At 57.3% G+C, this 19,291-nt stretch carries 10 protein-coding genes and 1 pseudogene; all 11 read right to left on the reverse strand.

Annotated features, from left to right (window positions below):
* Positions 1-1,834, reverse strand: a 1,834-nt coding sequence (locus tag ABIL25_06585) for a kelch repeat-containing protein (protein ID MEO0081943.1), incomplete at its 3' end; no start/stop codon positions are given.
* Positions 1,835-2,015: 181 nt separating this feature from the next.
* Positions 2,016-3,338, reverse strand: coding sequence for a hypothetical protein (locus tag ABIL25_06590; GenBank protein ID MEO0081944.1), 1,323 nt, complete (start codon positions 3,336-3,338; stop codon positions 2,016-2,018).
* A gap of 850 nt (positions 3,339-4,188) precedes the next feature.
* Positions 4,189-11,688, reverse strand: a complete 7,500-nt coding sequence (locus ABIL25_06595; GenBank protein MEO0081945.1) for a right-handed parallel beta-helix repeat-containing protein — start codon at positions 11,686-11,688, stop codon at positions 4,189-4,191.
* A gap of 184 nt (positions 11,689-11,872) precedes the next feature.
* Positions 11,873-14,698 carry a cation-translocating P-type ATPase gene (locus ABIL25_06600; protein MEO0081946.1) on the reverse strand — a complete coding sequence of 942 codons (2,826 nt, stop codon included), beginning with the start codon at positions 14,696-14,698 and terminating at the stop codon, positions 11,873-11,875.
* 58 nt (positions 14,699-14,756) lie between these two features.
* Positions 14,757-15,689 carry an SPFH domain-containing protein gene (locus tag ABIL25_06605; GenBank protein ID MEO0081947.1) on the reverse strand — a complete coding sequence of 311 codons (933 nt, stop codon included), beginning with the start codon at positions 15,687-15,689 and terminating at the stop codon, positions 14,757-14,759.
* Complete coding sequence (locus ABIL25_06610; GenBank protein ID MEO0081948.1) at positions 15,686-16,129, reverse strand: NfeD family protein; 444 nt, start codon at positions 16,127-16,129, stop codon at positions 15,686-15,688. The genes ABIL25_06605 and ABIL25_06610 overlap by 4 nt, the downstream gene beginning before the upstream one ends.
* Before the next feature lie 39 nt (positions 16,130-16,168).
* On the reverse strand, positions 16,169-16,741 hold the full coding sequence (gene thpR, locus ABIL25_06615) for an RNA 2',3'-cyclic phosphodiesterase (protein MEO0081949.1): 573 nt from the start codon (positions 16,739-16,741) through the stop codon (positions 16,169-16,171).
* Between the two features lie 250 nt (positions 16,742-16,991).
* Positions 16,992-17,324, reverse strand: a pseudogene (locus ABIL25_06620) (nicotinamide-nucleotide amidohydrolase family protein).
* A gap of 41 nt (positions 17,325-17,365) precedes the next feature.
* Complete coding sequence (locus ABIL25_06625) at positions 17,366-17,872, reverse strand: phosphatidylglycerophosphatase A (protein ID MEO0081950.1); 507 nt, start codon at positions 17,870-17,872, stop codon at positions 17,366-17,368.
* A gap of 35 nt (positions 17,873-17,907) precedes the next feature.
* The gene (secF, locus tag ABIL25_06630) at positions 17,908-18,813 is read right to left on the reverse strand and encodes a protein translocase subunit SecF (protein ID MEO0081951.1); all 906 of its coding nucleotides are present in this window, start codon (positions 18,811-18,813) and stop codon (positions 17,908-17,910) included.
* 2 nt (positions 18,814-18,815) lie between these two features.
* Positions 18,816-19,291 (reverse strand): MMPL family transporter (locus ABIL25_06635; protein ID MEO0081952.1); only part of this gene is annotated, 476 nt, incomplete at its 5' end.

The raw sequence follows: 19,291 nt of genomic DNA on the forward strand, positions 1-19,291 counted from the left end.
ACTCACGATACACCAGCCTGTCAGTGCACGTGTCGGTAACCGAGAACCAGGTCCAGAATGTCTCATTGTCACCGCCGTAGTTTGCCACCCGAGCCCGACAGTGCACTGTGTGGATGGTATCAATGTTGCCAACCGGCGATACTATCGCCTCGGCCGCAACGTCGTGCTGCACCGTACCCGGAACAAAGAACGTGTCGGTCAGCACATTGTTATCCGGGTGCTGGTCACCAGCAAGAATCGCCTCAACCGTGTGAATCCATACGCCCGGCACGGTCGTGTACGGCGCAAGCGCAGTCACGTACCGCGCACCACCCGGCAACAGGTTGCTGACCGTCACCGTGTTCTCATACGCGCCAATGCGGAACTGGACGTTGAAAGTCTGGCTCTGGTTGCCAAGGTTCCAGACCTGGCAACGCGGATAGAGAACCGTATCCGGCGGCAGCGTGTCGTACGGGTGCGGACCAGGCCACATTATCTGGCTCACCGCAACGTCCTTGACCCTGACAAGGAACTTCTGGCTGAGCGTGTCGTCAGCAGGAATCTGATCGCCGGAGAGATAAGTCCACGCGGTCACGCCCATACTGTCCCGGCCGTGGAGCGTAACATCGGGAAATTCCAGCGTGTCAGCAGCACCAATGCCAATTGAGCTGACCAGGACACCCTCCACGGGCCTACCCTCGATCTGCATATAGGTATAGAAATTGTTCTCAACATAAGTGCCTAGGTTCCGAATCTCAACCTGCGGTGTAATGGTCGAACCGCTGTCCACTGCACCGGCCGGCGCAAATATCTTGGTCAGCGCCACATTGTGCACGTCCGGAAACTGACCACGCATGTGAAAGTTCGGCGGGTTGGGATAACTGGCGCTGGACGTATAGTACATGTACGGACCAAGACCGCCGCTAATTGAACTCCCGCCAGCCACCTGCAGCAGCGGCGTTTCCGATGTCCACGTGTTGGTGAGCGGGTCATAGACACGGGCAGCGTTCAAACACACCCAAGGGAAACCGTCCCAAGCACCACCATATACGTAGACCTTGCCAACAAAAGGTGCCACGCCAAGACCGTGTCCGCCCGTGTTCGTGGGCATCGTAGCACGAGTCGTCCAAGTATTAGTGATGGGGTCGTACATTGCGCAGTTCTCAGAACGAGGCCAGCCACCAATGCTGTACAGCTTCCCACCGACCTCAACCAAAGCTCCGTGACTCTCTGAGTAGGGCCGAGTGGCCAATTCTTCCCAGGTATTGGTATACACGTTGTAACGATAGAACTGGCTATAACCGTACCCGGCTGTGACGTAGATATAGTCGCCATAGGCCCAGCCAGCCGTGCCGTAGCACGTAAGCGGAAATGGAGCCTTAGTCGTCCACGTATTGGTGGCGATGTTATACTCCCAGTTCACATTCTTCGCTCCTACGTTGAAATCATAGCCACCGACAACGTAGATTCTGTGCACTCCAGGGTGGTAAATGGCGACATGATTGGTATTCTGCCCCGGCATGTCCGCCATCTGCGTCCAAGAGTTGGTCACCGGGTCGTAACGATACACGCTGGCCAGCGCTGCGGTTGGGTCTACCGGAAGGTTCCACCCGCCCAAGAGGTAGTAGTAAGAACCATCGGTGCAGGCCGCTGCCCGATGGGTACCATTGACGTACGGATAAGGGGTCTGGTATGTCCAGATGATCGCATCAAGCTCGGGATTGCCTGACGGCGGCAATCTGAACTCGGCGCTCCCGTCCGGGCTGGAGTTCACCGCGGCCGGCGGAAACTGTCGCTCGGCCCCGACTCCGTAGACAAGTGTTGCAAGCGTTACTAGGCAGATGATATATCTCATCGCAGTCTCCTTTCTTCGACTTCACTCCTCATGGGTTGCCTTTCTAATCCAAGAACCGCGATCAATGGTCCGGCAGTAGGTGCACGGACTCTGCACAGCGTCTTTGCCATTGGGCTCAAGTTTGGGACGTAACCCGGTGTAATTATGCCCACGGTATGCCTAGTGTCAAGATTTTTCTCCCTTACTTCATATGGACAACGCGAATGAGGCCAACAATTCCCTCTCCCCTCAACACGGCAAAGCACACACCGGAAGAGAACTTCGGCAGCCTGACCCTATTCCGTCCCTCCGTCAGGTCAAGGATGAGGGGCGGTGATGTCAACCGGCCACACTCGTCAAACAGGGTGAGCAGATATCGTCCCGCCCTGACAACTCGGCATTCAAACTCACCGGAAGCGATCGCGGTCGTGGCAGACACGCGGTCAAGTGAAACGCAGGACTGTTCGGTCAGACCCGGTACTGACACGAACTTGACCGTGATGACGCGCATATCCGGCTCCACGGTAAGCCCGGACACAACCGGCCGGCGAAACACGTCAGTCGTCACTGTCATCGCCTGATCCTGACCGGGTCGCACACAGCCCATTGTCCACTGCGGACTGCCCTGCGCGTCATACTTCCGGACACGAATGTCGGGCCGGTTGTCGGTATAGGCCACGAAGACGTTTTCGGCGTCGTCAAAGCCGACGTCTGACGCAAGCGCGCCCGAGGGAACGCCGGCCGACCAGGCAACGCTTCCGTCTGACCTCACCTTCTTGACACTGCTAGCGTCGAGCACAAACGCAACGCCACTCGGGGCCACGGTCATGCTGACCGGATTCGGGATGCTAGAATAGGTCTTGACCCAGAGCGTCTCGCCGTTGGTGCCAAACTTCATGATGGTAGGACCAGCAGGACGGTCGCCGTTGCTACTGACTCGCAGCAACGCCATTGAGTGGCCGGCACTGTCAACCCCAAAACCGTGAACCTGATGAGCAGCTCCAAGCCGGTAGCTTCGAAGCCACAGCAGACTGCCACCAGTCGAAATTCTTGCAACCCACACGCTGTCCTGTATCGGGTTTCCCTTCGTGCCGAAACCGAAAACATCGCCGTTGCCGCTGACTGCGACTCCGCTAATAGCCGAGGCAGGAAACGAGCGCGTCCAGAGCGTCTCTCCGTCTGAGCTGAACTTGGCAACTCCGGCAACTGCCGTACCGTATCCGATATCCATTCCCAGCACTGGACATCCATCCGGCCCCAGAGCCAGGCCCGTCACGTTGCTGAAGAAGGAGAAGCTCACCGGCACAGCCCACTCCAGGGTACCGTCAGCCAGATACTTGAGCAAGAACGCCTGCATCGTACTGGACAGCGTCGCCGACCCGGCAACGTATATAGTATCTCCATGACACCTGACTTTTGCCGGCAGTGCACCCTGACCAGAACTGTAAACTCGGGTCCACATGGTGTCGCCTGCGAACGCACTTGTTGCTAATGCAAGCATCAGACAAATGAGAAGACGGTTCAACAGACCTCCACTTCTCTAAAGTCTAGACCTACTCTGGTCGGTGTCAAGCTGTCTCGCAGGAGATGTCTTGTAGTAGCCGAGAAGAAACCGGCTCCAGTCTCTAGCAATGCCGAATAGTCGCGACCGAGCTATGCCATGACTTGAACCTAGTCACGGTCCTGCTCTGCGGAGTCTATTTCGCCCGCGGCCGGCACGGCACGCTTCTTTGTAAGTTTGTGAAGTTTGACTAGCGCCACATGGCGCCTGCCCTTTCGGCGTAACCGACATCAGTTGTGGGTCTGTCACCCGTATCGCGTAAGTACACGGAGAATGCCGAGTTAACGCTGCAACTACCCGGCAGCAGCCCGCTGAACCGCTAGCATCGTTCTTGCCCCCGAGACTGACTCGGGGAGTGACTCCCCCACCGAGGCTCGTCGTGATTGTGTAGTCTGAATTCTCCTTCATGTTCCTCCCCAGCGTCCAACCTAACTCTTCATAGAACAAGCGGTTGGCTTGCATACAAACCTTCCAGCACAGGTTCAGGCCAAGACTCAGATTCAGGAAGCACAAGGCCATGCACTTGAACGCAGTCGTCAGCCGGTTTCTGAATCGTCGAACCAGAACAATGTTCGGCAGCCTGCCCGGCCAGGAATTGAGATGGAAACCGGCTCGCCAAACGCCACAACACGCACGCCATAGTCATGCGCGCTAATGGAGCAAGAATAGCCTAGCGGCCGCAAGCTTAGATTGTAGTATAACCCCTCTGCCGCTGCTTTTTCCGAAAAGCACAATCAAGTCAGCACTCCCAAAATCAGCAGGGGCGGCCATAAGCCGCCCCTGCCAAGTCGGTCCGCTTGGACCGGTATCGGTTCTATCTCTGCACTACGAGCTTCTGCGTCGCGGTGTAGCCCTCGGCATCAAGCCGGACCAAATAGATGCCGTTCGTCAGGCTGCGCAGGTCAAGCGGAATGCTCGATGCACTCCGGCCCACACCATACGCCTGACGCAGCACTGCCCGGCCCGCAATGTCGAACACCGTCACCGCAATCGGCCCGGCCTTAGGCAGACTGTACCGCAGCGTTGCCCAGCCGCTGGCAATCGGATTCGGCGAGACGATGAAGCCTGAGCCCTGAGCACTCAGCCCGGCCTGGACTCCAAAGCGACTCGCTGCAAGCGGCAAGCCGTAAGCGGCAATCGGCTCGACGTACCGCCACAGCTCGTAGCACTTGTTACCCTTCAAGGCAAAGAACGCTGCTCCGTAGGCAACAAGGTCGCCGCCCGACTTCACGCGCTTCTTCTTGCCGAACGAGCCGTTACCCGGGACTGTATCGAGCTGGGTCCAGGTATCCGCGCCCGGGAAGTACTTGAAGAAGCCCTGCGTATTGCCGCCCTTGAGTGCGTAGAGATACCCGCCTGTCCACACGCCCGCCGCACCGTCCGCTGACTTCTTCTTCTTGTACCGACCGCCTTCAAGACCGTAAACCGGCATACCCGGCAGTGCGGTCTTGTACCAGGAGTCAGCAGCCACGTCGTAGCGGAACATGAAGTGGTGCGGATTATCTGACCGGTCAAAGTACTTTGCCTGGTGCGCGTAGATTGTGTTCAAGCCGTCATAGACAAGGAATGAGCCCTTGTCGTACTTCTGCTTGTTCGCACCGTACGGCACTTCAGGCAGGGTGTCCCATCTGCCAGCCACCGGGTTGTACCGATAGAACTCGGTTTTGTACCCCTTCAGGAGGTACACGCAACCGGTGTCCTTGTAGGTGGCAAACACCATGTCGGTACCACCCTTGACCTTCTTGTTGTACTTACCAAGCGGCACACCAACGCCGCCCATGCTGTCCCATTGATTCGTCGTGATGTCGTAGCGCCAGAACCCGAGGGTGTTGTTGCCCTTGGTCATGTACACATACCGCTCGCCGTCCGACACTCCGACGCAGCCCTTGGACGGCGGCTTGGTCCGACCGTCTTCCAGAGCCGGAATCGGTGCCCGCTCTTGCCAAGTACCGGAGTCACCGTCGGTCGGGTAGTACTTGTAGAAGTCGGTCGTCTTGTTGCCCTTGGCAACGTAGATGACCTCGCCCTCGTCAGTCTGGTCCGGGCCAACCGCAAGCCAAGCTCCGTCCTTTACGGCCTTGCTGGTGGGCTCAGTCGGTACAGACCGAACTTCGGTCCAGCCCTCAGGCCATGGCGGACGCTCCACAACCGTACAGGTGCCGTGTGTCGCGTCGTTTTCGAACTCGTTGTCATATGCCATCTCGGTACTGCAGACAACAGCATAGTCACCCAGGTCAGCCGGAGTCCAACCCTTTGTAAAGGTTACATCCTTCTCCTCGTTCAGACCCAGGCTTACGGTCATGACCTCGTTGTACACCTCGGCATCGGCCGGGCCGGTGATTCTGACCCGGACTGGCACCGTGGGTTCGGCGACTTCGCCGTAGTTCTTGACCCGGACTTTCGGGAAGACCTCTTCACCCGGGAATAGTATACCAGTCGGAGCGAGAATCGCGGTAGCACCGACGTCGTGGTCAATCCCCGAGATCACCTCAAAGTAGCGATCAATCGTGTCATTGTGACGGTTCTGGTCATTGGTCAGCCAGTGGTATGCCTTGGCGTAGTAATTGCCGAGGTCTTCGGCAAGCCACGCGGCATCAAAGACCAGGGGCAGCTCTTGGCCAGCCGGGATGTTCAGCGAACGGACTTCACTGTAAACGATGGCGTCTTCCTGTGCCGCATCCTTGCGCACTGCATCGCCTTGCGGCGGGTTGTCGTCAATCGTGAACAGCACGGTCACGTTTGCTGCAAACTGACCGTTGTTGCGCAGCCGCAACTCCGGGTACACATCGGTACCCTGCACAACCCAGTTGGTTGGCTGTACCATTTCGAGAATCTCGACGTCAATCGTCGCAACCTCGACTGTACCGCGCGCGGTATCGTTGGCCGATGCACCGTCTGGAGTCAAGCTGTGCCAGCACACGGTAGTGTAGTCTGCACCCGGCTGACTCGGGGTCCAGGTATTGTCGAAACTGACTGTCTTCTCCTCTGACGGGTTGAGCGTGACGCCGGTCTTGGTCTGGGAGTGTACCTCAGTCGCGCCCTTGAACACCTTGAAGACAAGATCAACCGTCGCAGCCGGGCCCTCGATGTTCTTGACATGTACCTGTGGAGTAACCGGCACGAACAGCGGGATAAGGCCGGTCGGGATGTTGACCTGGTCTACGGTGATATCGCGGTACAGCTCGTCCGCACCGATGTCCGGCCTTGAACCGCGGCCGTGGCCGTCAATGTCGGTCGTGATGCCGGTAATTGGTGTTGCCACATCAATGCAGGGCGAACCCGGCTGCAGATGCAGGTCCGAGTTGGACACAAACAGCGGATTTGCGTTGACGCCGTTCAGGTCCATCCCAAGCGAACTCCGCCAGGTTGCCCAGGTATAGGACGAGCCGTTGTAGTAAGCGATGGTACTCGTACCATTATTGAAGAAACAGTTGTAGTTCGAGGAAAGTGTGTTGCCGCTGTTCTTGTAGTAGCAGTAGTTACCAGAAGTCTGCTGGTAGAGGATGTTGTTGCGGGATTGCATGAAGAATCCGGACTGATCCTCGACCAAATAGTAGTTCGAGGATGATAGATTGACGATGGTATTGTAGTAGAGCTTGGTCTCATCGTGATAGTACAGATAGGCACCGCGCGACGTAAACCCGTAGATGAAGTTATTCGCAATGACGTTGCGCTTGCTGTAGTAGGAGCTGTACCCGTACAGGTAGATACCGTAGCTCGAAGTTACCTTGATCTCGTTGCCGAGTATCGAGTCGTCGTCCGCACCGTAGTGCAGGTAGATGCCGTTCGGCCCATAGATCTTGCACCCGGCAATTGTCACCCGGTCGCAGCCGGTATAGACGTCAACGTGCTGCAGGTAGAACCCGTAGCTTGTGAAGTCACGGACAATAAGGTTACGGAAAGCAAAGTCGCTCTGGTCGCGCAGATTGAAGCCGTAGTCACTGCCGCTTGAGACGATGACCTCATCGTAACCATCCGCAGTTTCGTGTGCCCGGAAAGTGACGCGGTACGGGTTGTTGATCCCTTCAATGGTGACCTTACCAGTGTAAGTTCCGGCGTACACATCAAAGATGACATTACCGGCCATACCGCGCAGAACAATGCCGCCTAGCGCCTCGTTGAAGTCGCGGAAGTCACCCGTGCCGTCTTGCTTTATGGTGTAGACCCCCGACATCGCTGCACCCGGATAAGTCCATTCATCCGCACCGATGTCAACAGTCGAGCCCCGGTCCTGACCATCAAAGTCCTTGGTCGGCCAGGAAAGTGCCGTGCCCTTGCCGATGCAGGGCGAGGTCCCCTTGAGGTGCAGGTCCATGTATCCGCCAACCTGGGGGTCCTGATTGATGCCGTTCGGGTCAAACCAGGATGGCCTAGTCGCCCAGGTGTAGGCAGAACCAGAGTAATAGATGAACGAGCCGCCCGAAGGTCTCCAGTAACAGTTGTAGTCAGTCGTCAGGTTGGACCCGTAGTACCAGTAGAAGATGTAGCCGGTGCCGAGCTGGTCGTAGATGTTGTTCTTGTACGTCCCGTATCGGCCATAGTAGTCACGCACCAACTGCTGGCTGTAGTTGCCGTAGCAAGTGTTGTAGTAAACGTTGGTGAAGTCGTGGTAGTAGAAGTAAAGAGCATAATAGGGCGAGTTGGAGCTGTTGATAAAGTTGTTGGCGATGACCGTACGCTTGCAGTAGTAGTTGGCGTCGCTGTACCCGGTAATGTTGATGCCGGTATTGTTTGAGCCGTTCGGCCGGATGTCGTTGCCGATAATCGAGTCGTCGTCGCAGTACTGGCCGATGTAGATGCCGTTCGGGCCGACAATCTTGCAGCCCTCAATCAGACAGGTATCAGCCCCGACGTCGAAACTCTGACCATACAGGTAGAATCCATAGCTTGCATAGTTGGTCACGGTGAGTTTGCGGAACCGGAACCGCCGTACGTCAACAAGGTACACCGCGTAGCTCGCACCGCCCGCATTCAGCGTCACGTTATCAACCGCGTCCGGGGTCTCATGCGCCTGGAAAGTGACCGAATACGGGGTCATCAGCCCCGCAAGCGAAATCGCTTCGTTGTACGTACCGGTGTAAACCTCGAAAGTTACCGGACCACTGACTCCGCGGCGTCTCATGTCGGTAATCGCGGCACCGAACGAGGCATAGTCTCCGCCGGACTTCTTAATGGTATAGGTACCGCTCATCCGGTTCGTGCCCGCGAACTCATCCGCGCCGATGTCCGGCCCGTTCGGCGGGGTGCCGGACTTGCGCGTGTCGCCATCTATGTCGGTAGTGACACCGGTAATTACCGCGCCCTTGCCGATACAGGGCGAGAACCCGGATACGTGCAGGTCTGTGCTGCTCATGATCTGAGGATTCAGGTTGATGCTCGCCAGATCCCGGCTCCGGGCGCTACGCCAGCTCGCAAGGTCACGAGCCGTGCCATTGTCATAAATAACCGACGTACCGCCGCCACTCAACCAGAAGCAGTTGTTGTCCGACTCGGTCGGCGGTTGAGTTCCGTAGTAAGTATAGTAGCAATAGCTCGAGCTGTAATAGATGTTGTTCTTGTATTTCTTACCGAACGTGGGAGGACTACTGCTGTAGCCGTAGTAGTCGTAGAACGCATAGCTGCCCGAGGTCGAGTAGATGGTGTTATAATACAGCTCAGTGTCGTAGTGGTAGTACGCGTAGATGCCGTAGCTAGTCCAACCGTAGATGAAGTTGTTGATGATAACCGTACGATACCGGTAATTGGTACTGGTAAGGTTGATACCGTAGCTGGAAGTAACCCCAATATCGTTACCAACAATCGAGTCGTCATCGCAGTACGCATCCACGTAGATACCATTTGGCCCGCTGATGCGGCAACCCTGGATGACGTTCTTGTCTGCACCATAGCTAGTCGAGATATAGCCGAGGTAGAACCCGTAACTCGTAAACCCGGTCACAGTAATGCCCTTGAACCGGAACCGGTTCACGTCGCGCATATACACCGCATTGGACGTGTTGCCCGCGTCGAGCGTCACCGTCTGGCCTGGCGCAGCTTGGAATGTTACCGGATAGGTATTGGTCGGCAGATTCTCGATGACAAGGTTCTCAAGGTAGATTCCGGAGTAGACGTTGAATACGACCGCATCGCCCAGCCCCTGGGCAAACACTGCGTTCACCGCTTCACGGAAGCTGCGGAAGTCGCCGGTGCCGTCCTGCTTGATGGTGTAGGTACCTGAGAGCGGGCTCTTGGCCACGTACTCGTCCGCGCCGATGTCCGGCCCGTTCGGCGGGGTACCAGACTTGCGCGTGTCGCCATCTATGTCTGTGGTGACGCCGGTAATCACCGTACCCTTGCCGATGCAGGGCGAACCCGGCTTTATATGCATATTACCCGTCGACGTAACCAGCGGGTCCTGATTGATACTCGCCAGGTCCCGGTTCCGCGTGCTCTGCCAGCTCGCCAGAGTCCGGGCCGTGCCTTGGTCGTAAATGACCGACGTACCGCCGCCGCTCAGCCAGAAGCAGTTGTTGTCCGACTCGGTCGGCGGTTGAGTTCCGTAGTAAGTATAGTAGCAATAGCTCGAGCTGTAATAGATGTTGTTCTTGTATTTCTTAGCCACCGTGGGCGGACTGCTGCTGTAGCCGTAGTAGTCGTAGAACGCATAACTACCCGAGGCCGAGTAAATGGTATTGAAGTAAAGCTCGGTGTCGTAGTGGTAGTAAGCGTAGATGCCGTAGCTTGTCCAACCGTAGATGAAGTTATTGATGATGACCGTACGGTACTGGTACGCACTGCCGTCAAAAAAGATGCCATAGCTCGACGTGACAGAAATGTCATTGCCGACGATGCTGTCGTCGTCGCAGTAGTCACTGATGTAGATACCATTTGGCCCGCTGATGCGGCAACCCTGGATGACGTTCTTGTCTGCGCCAATGCTCGTATTGCTGTAGGTCAGGTAGAACCCGTAACTGGTGAACCCGGTCACGTTGATGTTCTTGAACCGGATGCGGCTCACATCACGCATATAAACTGCATAGGACGCGCCGCCCGCATGTAGTGTTACAAGATGGGGCCCGTCCGTGGCCTCAAACGCCTGGAATGTAACCGAGTATGTGCCGGTCGGCATGCTCTGGATGTCAAGGTTCTCGTAATATGCGCCGCAGTAAACGTCGAATGTCACGTTCCCGGCAAGACCGCGCAGCACAACTGCGCCGAGCGCCTGGTCAAACGACCTGAAGTCGCCAGTCCCATCCTGTTTGATGGTGTAAGTACCTGACATCGCCGCGCCCACCGAGGTGTATTCGTCCGCACCAATGTCCGGTCCATTCGGCGGCGTGCCGCTTTTCCTCGTATCGCCATCAATGTCCTTGGTGATGCCAGTTACCGGCGCTCCGGCACCAATACAGGGCGAACCGGTCTTAAGATGCGGGTTGAGCGTGCCGCCAATGAGCGGGTCAACATTGATACTGTTAAGGTCCCGGCTGGTGCTCGAACGCCACTGAGCAAGAGTCTGCGCGCCGTAGGAATAACTATAGATCACCGAAGTCCCGGCGTCGAGCCGCCAGAAGCAGTTGTTGTTGGATACCTGAGGGAAATTATCTCCGTAGTAGCGATAGTAAGTGTAGGTGCTTGGCGAGACGAGTATGTTGTTCTGCTGCTTCTCATTGTAACCGTAGTACGAAAGGAGTGCGTAACTGCCCGAAGTCGTATAGATAGTATTGTAGTAGAACTCGGTGTAATAGTGCGAGTAGGCATAGATTCCGTAGCTTGCCCAGCCCACCAGAAAGTTGTTGGCAACGTGGATATAGTAGTTGGTGTAGCTAGAAGTAATGTAGATACCGTAACTGGACGTCACGCGAATGTCGTTCCCAACGATCGAGTCGTAGTCTGAAGAACCCTCGATACCGACACCGTTCGCCGCCCTTATGACACAACCTTTGATAACGCAGGTATCGGCATTATTGAGGTACACCGCATAGCTCGTCGCTCCGATCAGCCTTAGTCCTTCTATCCTCACTCGGTTCACCGAGCTGATGGAAAAAGCGTAGCTTGTACCAGCATTGATGACAACGTTCTGCCCGCTTGCCGGCCGGAAAGTCACCGACTTGCCGTTATGACTGAAACTCTGGATGTTAGTCTGGCCGGTGTACGTACCGGAGTAAACCTCAAACACGATGTCATCGCTGAGCGGCGAATTTGCGGTAAGCCAGGCTGCCGCATCCTGGAATGTTGGGTGCATTTTGCCCGGGCCGATTGTCCTTATCTGAAGCGCAAAGGATGCGCTAGCCGCAATCACAAGCCCGAGGACTACTAGACCGATTCTGCCTTTCACACAGCCTCCTCTTTTTGCTTACTTCCTCTCATCAAACGTGTGTTTGCCGATTCCGGCGCTGAGCATGCGGCCGCTGCCGACTTCGAACCGTAACCCTTTAGGCGCAGAACGATACCAGCGCCTGAACCAGGCGGCTAATTATAGACCACCCCCAGTTGTCCGTCAATACTCCTGTTGCCATTACCTACAGCCCGATGCGGCAACGCCGGCTTGAAGACCGCTTGATGAACTTGACCAGCTCGATCAACCAGAATACAAGCGTGCTGACGACAAGACAAATCGCCAGTTCAGGCAAGGTGAGTGGCCGGGTATGAAACACCCGCTGCAGAAGCGGAACATATGTCACTGCAAGCTGAAACCCGAGCGTCAGGAGTACCGTTGCAGTCAGCGCATGGTTGGCCTTGCGCCCGCGCGCAAATGGCCAGTCAATCTCAGACCGAGTTGCGAGTGCATTTCCCATCTGGCCAAGCGTCAGGGTTGCAAAAATCATTGTCTGCCAATTGCCGTCGTGATTTCCAAGCCACGAGAAGAAGCCGACCGCCAGCGACGTTAGTCCCATTGCCAGACCGACCCAAATCACGTCAATTGCCAGGCCTCGGCCAAAAATACTCTGCGACGGATGGTATGGCCGGCGCTGCATCGTATCACGCTCTGCCGGCTCGACCGTCAGGGCCAGGCCGGGCAATCCATCGGTCACTAGATTGACCCAGAGAATCTGAACCGGCAGCAGTGCCATCGGCATGCCGAGGAATGGCGCAAGTAGCATCACCCATATCTCCCCTGCGTTCGATGTCAGGGTGTATTTCAGGAATTTGCGGATATTGTCGTAGATTACCCGGCCTTCTTCTACGGCAGCAACGATGGTGGCAAAATTGTCGTCAAGCAGAACCATGTCAGCCGCTTCCTTGGATACGTCGGTGCCGGTGATACCCATTGCCACACCGATATCCGCCTTCTTCAGGGCCGGCGCGTCGTTCACACCGTCTCCCGTCATTGCCACGACGTGACCTCTGTTCTGAAGTGCCTGCACAATGGCTAGTTTGTGTTCGGGCGCAACCCGGGCAAAGACTGATGTCTGCTCAACCACCGGTTCAAGGTCAGCAACCGACATCCGGGCAAGGTCGGTGCCGGTCAGGATTCCGGGTTCCACGTTCTGGACAGTGGATTCTGTTTCGAGAATAGCCGACGCTCCGGCTGTTCTTGGCGGTTCATTCTGGATTCCGAGTTCCCGCGCAATGTACTGCGCGGTCAACGGGTGGTCGCCAGTAATCATGATCGGCCGGATGCCGGCAGTGCGGCAGGTCGCGACCGCATCTCTTACCTCGGGCCGCGCCGGGTCAATCATTGCCACCAGACCAACGAACACCAAGTCGGACTCGAACGCCGCATCGCAGCGCTCCGGCAACTCAGTCAGCAATCGCATCGCAAGCCCAAGCACCCGCATGCCGCTCCGGGCAAGCTGGTCGTTCGCCGCCTCGATGCGTACCCGCCGGTCTGCGGTCAAAGGCACAACCGCCTGCCCATCAAGCACCGACGTCGCATCAGACAGAATGACGTCAACTGCACCTTTGGTGAACGAAACGAAGCCGGTATCAGACTCGCCGCCAAGACGTAACATCTCAATGGACCGGGTAATACAGGGCCTCTGTGTTCTGGGCTCAGGCCCTATGACTTGTGCCTTGGGTCTTGTGACTCGGTGCACGGTCGTCATCCGCTTACGCTCGGCGGTGAATGGCACCTCGGCAACGCGCGGCAGAATGGCCTCGAGCTCGGGCTTGTTTAGTCCAAATCTTGCTGCCGCTACAACCAGCGCGCCTTCGGTTGGATCGCCAATGGCTCGGTGCCGTCCATCCTCACCGACTTCAAGGGCTGCATCGTTGCACAAGGCACCGCCGGCGAGCAGCAGTTCCAGTGCCGGCGCAACAGCCGCATCACCCGGCCCGGTCTCTGGCGTAACCTCAAGCCGATGTCCGGTAACGTCAAGCACCGTCACCGTCATCCGGTTTTCGGTCAGGGTGCCGGTCTTGTCCGAACAGATGACGTCCACCGAACCAAGTGTCTCGACCGCTGGAAGCTTGCGCAGGAGCGCACGCCGCCGGAGCATTCGTTGGGCGCCAAGTGCCAGCGCGATGGTTACGACCGCGGGCAGAGCCTCGGGCACCGCGGCCACTGCCATCGAAATCGCAGTAAGTATCAGTACGCGGATATGGGCCTTGTGGTACAGAAGTCCGACGAGGAACACAATAACCACAAGACCAGCTACTGCGTAGAGCAGGCCACGGCTGAGCTGAACCATCCGGCGCTGGAGTGGTGTGGGCTCACGCTCAACCGACTGGAGCATCTCGGCTATACGGCCGAGCTCGGTCGTCATCCCCGTGCTTGTCACCACCATGATGCCTCGGCCCCCGACCACTGCCGTACCCATGTAGGCCATGTTGCGTCGGTCCCCGAGCGCACGGTCTCCTGCCGGCAACGCTCCGGCTATCTTTTCAACCGGCTCAGACTCACCGGTAAGCGCCGCCTCCTGGACCCGCATGTTGACCGTCTCGAGCAACCGACCATCAGCCGGCACATGTGAACCGGCCTCAAGCAACACGACGTCACCCGGCACCAAGTCTCGAGCCGACATCTCGACTACATGCCCGCCCCGGCGTACGCGAACCGTCGGCACCGCCAGTGACTTTAGTGCCTGGATTGCCCGTTCGGCCCGGTACTCCTGAATAAACCCCAGTACCGCATTGAGCACAACGATGGCGAAAATGGCACCGGCATCGGTGTACTCATGCAGCAGCACCGAGACGACGCCCGCACCAACCAAGAGCAGCACCATAACCGACGTAAACTGGTCTTTGAGAATCGCCAGTGCGCCTCTCTCCCCGCGCTCAATCAAAACATTCGGGCCGTGCTGCCGGAGTCGGGCTTGAGCCTCGGCTTGCTCAAGCCCGCGGCTGCGGTCCGTTCCAAGTTGGGTCAGGACTTCATCAGCGTCAAGCAGATGCCAGTCAGACACGGGGTGAAAGGCTCTAAGACTTGATAGTTCCAGGGTTCAAGGGCCAGAGGTTCGAATACTATACCCCTTGATTCTTGGGGTCCTTGGTGCCTTCCTTCCGGTTCTGGACCACCTCGGCTATGACGGACACCGCGGACAGTATCCCTGCTGCTTCATAAGGCACAAACACCTTGGTCGCCTGACCATCAGCCATCTTGGCCAAAGCCTCAAGATACTTGATGGCAATCAGGTCGCGGGTTGGGTTGCCCTTGTGAATTGCACCATACACCCGCTCGATTGCCTGACCCTCGCCCTCAGCAACAGTAAGTAACTTGTACCGGTCTGCATCCGCCACCTTCTGAATTGCCGCGGCCTGACCCTCAGCCTGAAGAATCCGGGCCTGTTTCTCACCATCGGCCTTGAGAATCGCAGCCTGGCGCACACCCTCAGCCTCGAGCACAATGGCGCGACGGTCGCGCTCGGCCTTCATCTGCCGGTGCATTGCCTCGGTCACGTCTCCGGGCGGCTCGATGCGCTGCAGTTCGACGCGCGTCACCTTCGCGCCCCACTTATCTGTGGCTTCGTCCAATACATCCCTGAGCTTGGCGTTGATCTTCTCGCGCGAGGTCAGTGACTCGTCCAGTGTCAGGTCACCAACCACGTTGCGCAGGTTTGTCTGTGCCAGTTTGATGGTGGCCAGCCGAAAGTTGGCCACATTGTAGAGGACTTTCACCGGGTCTGTGACCTCATAGTAGATGATGGCATCCACAGTTACGGTTGCGTTGTCCTTGGTGATAACTTCTTGCGGCGGTACATCCACCACCTGCTCGCGCATATCTACCTTTATCAGCCGCTCGATAAATGGCAGGATGAAGTTCAAGCCGGGCTGAACCGTGCGCTGATACCGACCCAGCCGCTCGACACACGCCCGCTGGTACGGCCTGACGATCTTGATGCCCAGGAGGGCAAGAAAGAATAGGAATACAAATATGACGATAACCAGTCCGATCATTGCTCACTCCTTTCGCTTGCTTCCTCGACCATCACCCGCGTACCTTCCACCCGGACTACTTTCACTCTAGTTCCGGCCGGAATAGCCCTGCTCGCCTCGGCCCGCCACTCCTCGCCGATAACCTTGACCCGACCTGGATTGCCGGGCTCAATGGTGCGAACCACAACACCCTCAACCCCAACCAGCCGCATCGCGCCGACTGGCTCCGGCTCCGGTTTCGTGATACGCCGCGCAATCAGCCGCGAACACATGACCAGCACCGCGGAAAGCCCAAGAAAGATGCCAAACTGGGCCCACTGATTGCGGATGAATATGGCGAGGATGCCAGTGACGACGCCAGCAACACCAAACCAGATGATGAAAAACCCGGGTACAACCATCTCCAGGGCTGCAATCACCAGCCCGGCCACAATCCAGAACACGGGCGAAGGCTTGAACATGAGAACCTCCGACTGACTATAGGCGAACCTGGCGACAGGTCAAGAGATTGGGGTCTTTTCTCCCAATCCCCAATCAGCGAGCTTCACGTATTCAGCACCAACCGGCCTCAGGATGCTCTGAAACAGCACCAACCGGTCAATCCCAAACCGCTCGCTCTCGAATCGCGTCTCGCACATCTGTCGCACATCTGCCGGAATCTTCAATCTGCCCAAGGTCAGGTGCGGACTAAAAGGCCGTTTTTCCGGCTCGTAGCCGACCTTCGCAAGCTCCCGCACCACCGCGCCATAAAGCTGCTTCAACTGTTCATTCCCCTCCTCTACTCCAGTCCACACGACCCGGGCACGGCCAAGGCTCGGAAATGCCCCCAACCCCTTGAGTTTGCAGACAAATGACGCCTGGTCCGAGCTTACGGCAGCCAGACGTTGCTTTGCAGATTCAATGAAATCAAGAGATACCTCGCCCAGAAACGCCAGCGTCAGATGCATCTGTTCGGGCCTGACCCACCGAACAGAACTCACCCTGGCTGAAGGGTCGACCTTGAGACTTTCCAGTAGCAACCGAATCTGATCCCGCACGCGGTCAGAAATCTCGACCGCGACGAAGGCTCTCACGCCGGAAAACCCTCTATCAAGGCACCAGTGCCCGAGATTCGGTTCGGCTGTCGTATCCGGAACTCAGCACTTCCATGACGAGCGCCAGCGCTGCCGCTGCCGCCCGTCTCCTTATAGTCTTCCTATCGCCCTTGAATCTGAATGCCTGACTTCTTACCTCTGCTCTCAGGCTCTTATCTCTTGGTCTTCCCGTACCGAAACCTGCTTTCGGCCTTCTGCGTTCCGGCTGCTGACTCCTGCTGGCCCCTGCTGCAATCGCAATATACACAAGCCCGACTGGCTTTTTCCTGGTGCCGCCTCCGGGCCCAGCAATGCCGGTGACAGCAACCCCGATATCTGCGCCGGTGCGATTGCGTACGCCTTCCGCCATTTCTGTGGCCGTCTGCGCACTCACCGCGCCGTAGCGTTTGAGCGTGGCCCGCCGGACTCCCAAGAGGCGTACCTTCACTTCATTCGAGTACGCCACAACTCCGCCGCAGTAGTAATGCGAGCTGCCGGGCACGTCGGTAACGAGACTGCCGACTAGACCACCGGTGCACGACTCGGCGGTAGCCAAGGTCAGACCGCGTTCCCGGAGCAGACGGCCGAGGCCTGACCAGCCGGACCGGTGTGACCAGAAGGACTTCATCTCAAGAACAGTAGGCCGACCGCGGGCCAGAGCCGGACCGTAAGCCACAGAAGCGCACGCAGGGCGATGTTGGCGCAGATGCCGGCCAAAACGTCGTCTATCATCACGCCCCAACCGCCGGGCAGCCGCTGGGACCGGTGGATGAAAGGCAACTTGACGATGTCAAAGAAACGCCAGAGAAAGAACCCGGGGACGAGCCCCCAGACTGAAACCGGAATCAGAAAGAAGGTGATGAGCGTACCGGCAATCTCGTCTATCGTTACCCGACCAGGGTCAGTACCCCAGACCTTCTCCAGCGCCGTCGCTACTGGCACCCCGACGAAGAACACCACCAGCACGGACAAGACGTGCCAGAGCGGCCTGGGGGCAAGAAAGTAAGCCGCCGGCAGGACGAAAAGACTGGTAACCGTAGCTGGCGCTATCGGGAAATAGCCCGTGAACAGGCCGGAGCCGACCAGAGCCTGAAGGAAGAACCAGCGCGACCGCCCTGAAACCACCGACACAGAGTCGGACCTGTCCGACACGGTCGCGACGGCCTCTACCGCCGCTGCTTCGAGGGGAACCTCTGCTCCCACTCCACCACGAAATTCGCCACGACGAATACCGAGGAATAGGTCCCCACGACTATTCCTACCGTCATTACGAAGGCGAAGTCCCTGATGGCCGCGGCACCGAGTAACAGCAGCGACAGCGTGACAAAAAGTGTGGTAAGCCCGGTAACGATGGTGCGGGTCAGCACCTGGTTTGTGGCCAAGTTCACAAGGTCGGCGAACTTCTCCCTACGCATCTTCTTGATGTCTTCGCGGATGCGGTCGGACACAACGATGGTGTCGTTGACTGAGTAGCCGATCATCGTAAGTAGCGCCGCAATGGTGGTTATCGTCATCTCGCGGTTGAAAAGAGCCACCAAACCCAGGGTTATCACGGTATCGTGGATGAGCGCCAGGACTGCGCCAGTTCCAAATCTCAGGTCAAAACGAAAGCTCACGTAGATGAGGATGCCGATCATTCCGATGATTACGGCCAGGAGTACCTTACCCTGCAGTTCCTTAGAGATATGCGGCCCAACCGTTTCCTCGCGCAGAATCTCAAAGCTGTTGCCTGTGAGAGTCTGCTCAAACTGACGTCGCACTCGTTCGGACAGCCCTGTGCTGACCGAGCCAGCCTTTGGCTTCACGCGGATGAGGAAATCGCCGAATTCATCCCGCTGGATGGCCGCACCCGCCTCGCCTGCGGCAGCGAGCGCACCGCGCACCGCATCCGTGGAAACAGGTCGCTCGAAGCGCACTTGTAGTAGTGAACCCCCAGTGAAATCCACGCCGTAGTTGAACCCGCCCTTCAGCACGATGACGGCCACGCTGGCCAGTACCAGGATACCGGAAATCACAAAGAACAACCTGCGCCGGGCAACGAACTGGATATTGGTCTCGCCGATGAGTCTCATTGCTATATCCTCAGCTTCCTGACCTCAAACCTTGCCAGCCACCAGTCGAAGATGAACCTTGTCAAGAATACGGCGGTGATAACGTTAATGACCAGACCTGAGATCAGGGTAATCGCGAATCCGCGTATCGGCCCGGAGCCGATAAAGTACAGAGCGATGGCAGTGATTACCGTTGTCGCATTGGCGTCAACGATTGTCACCAGTGCCCGCTGGTAGCCTGAGTCAACCGCAGCCAAAGGCGTCTTGCCCCAGCGCAACTCCTCCCGGATACGTTCAAAGACAAGAACATTGGCATCCACTGCCATGCCGATGGTCAGCGCAATGCCCGCGAGCCCTGGCAGAGTCAATGTAGCTCTAAGCCCGGCCAGAACTGCCAGTAGGAAGAATATGTTGAACACCAGCGCCAGGTCGGCCAGCACTCCGCCCACTGAGTAGTAGATTATCATGAATACCATCACCGCCAGCGCACCGATCAAGC

The organism is candidate division WOR-3 bacterium (assembly GCA_039801365.1).
Lineage (GTDB): Bacteria > Hydrothermota > Tepidihabitantia > Tepidihabitantales > Tepidihabitantaceae > JBDRUN01.

Bases quoted from the DNA above. Each gene is read 5' to 3' on its own strand.
- ABIL25_06605 (MEO0081947.1), bottom strand. From the start codon at position 15,689: ATGATCGGACTGGTTATCGTCATATTTGTATTCCTATTCTTTCTTGCC.
- ABIL25_06610 (MEO0081948.1), bottom strand. From the start codon at position 16,129: ATGTTCAAGCCTTCGCCCGTGTTCTGGATTGTGGCCGGGCTGGTGATT.
- secF (MEO0081951.1), bottom strand. From the start codon at position 18,813: ATGAGACTCATCGGCGAGACCAATATCCAGTTCGTTGCCCGGCGCAGG.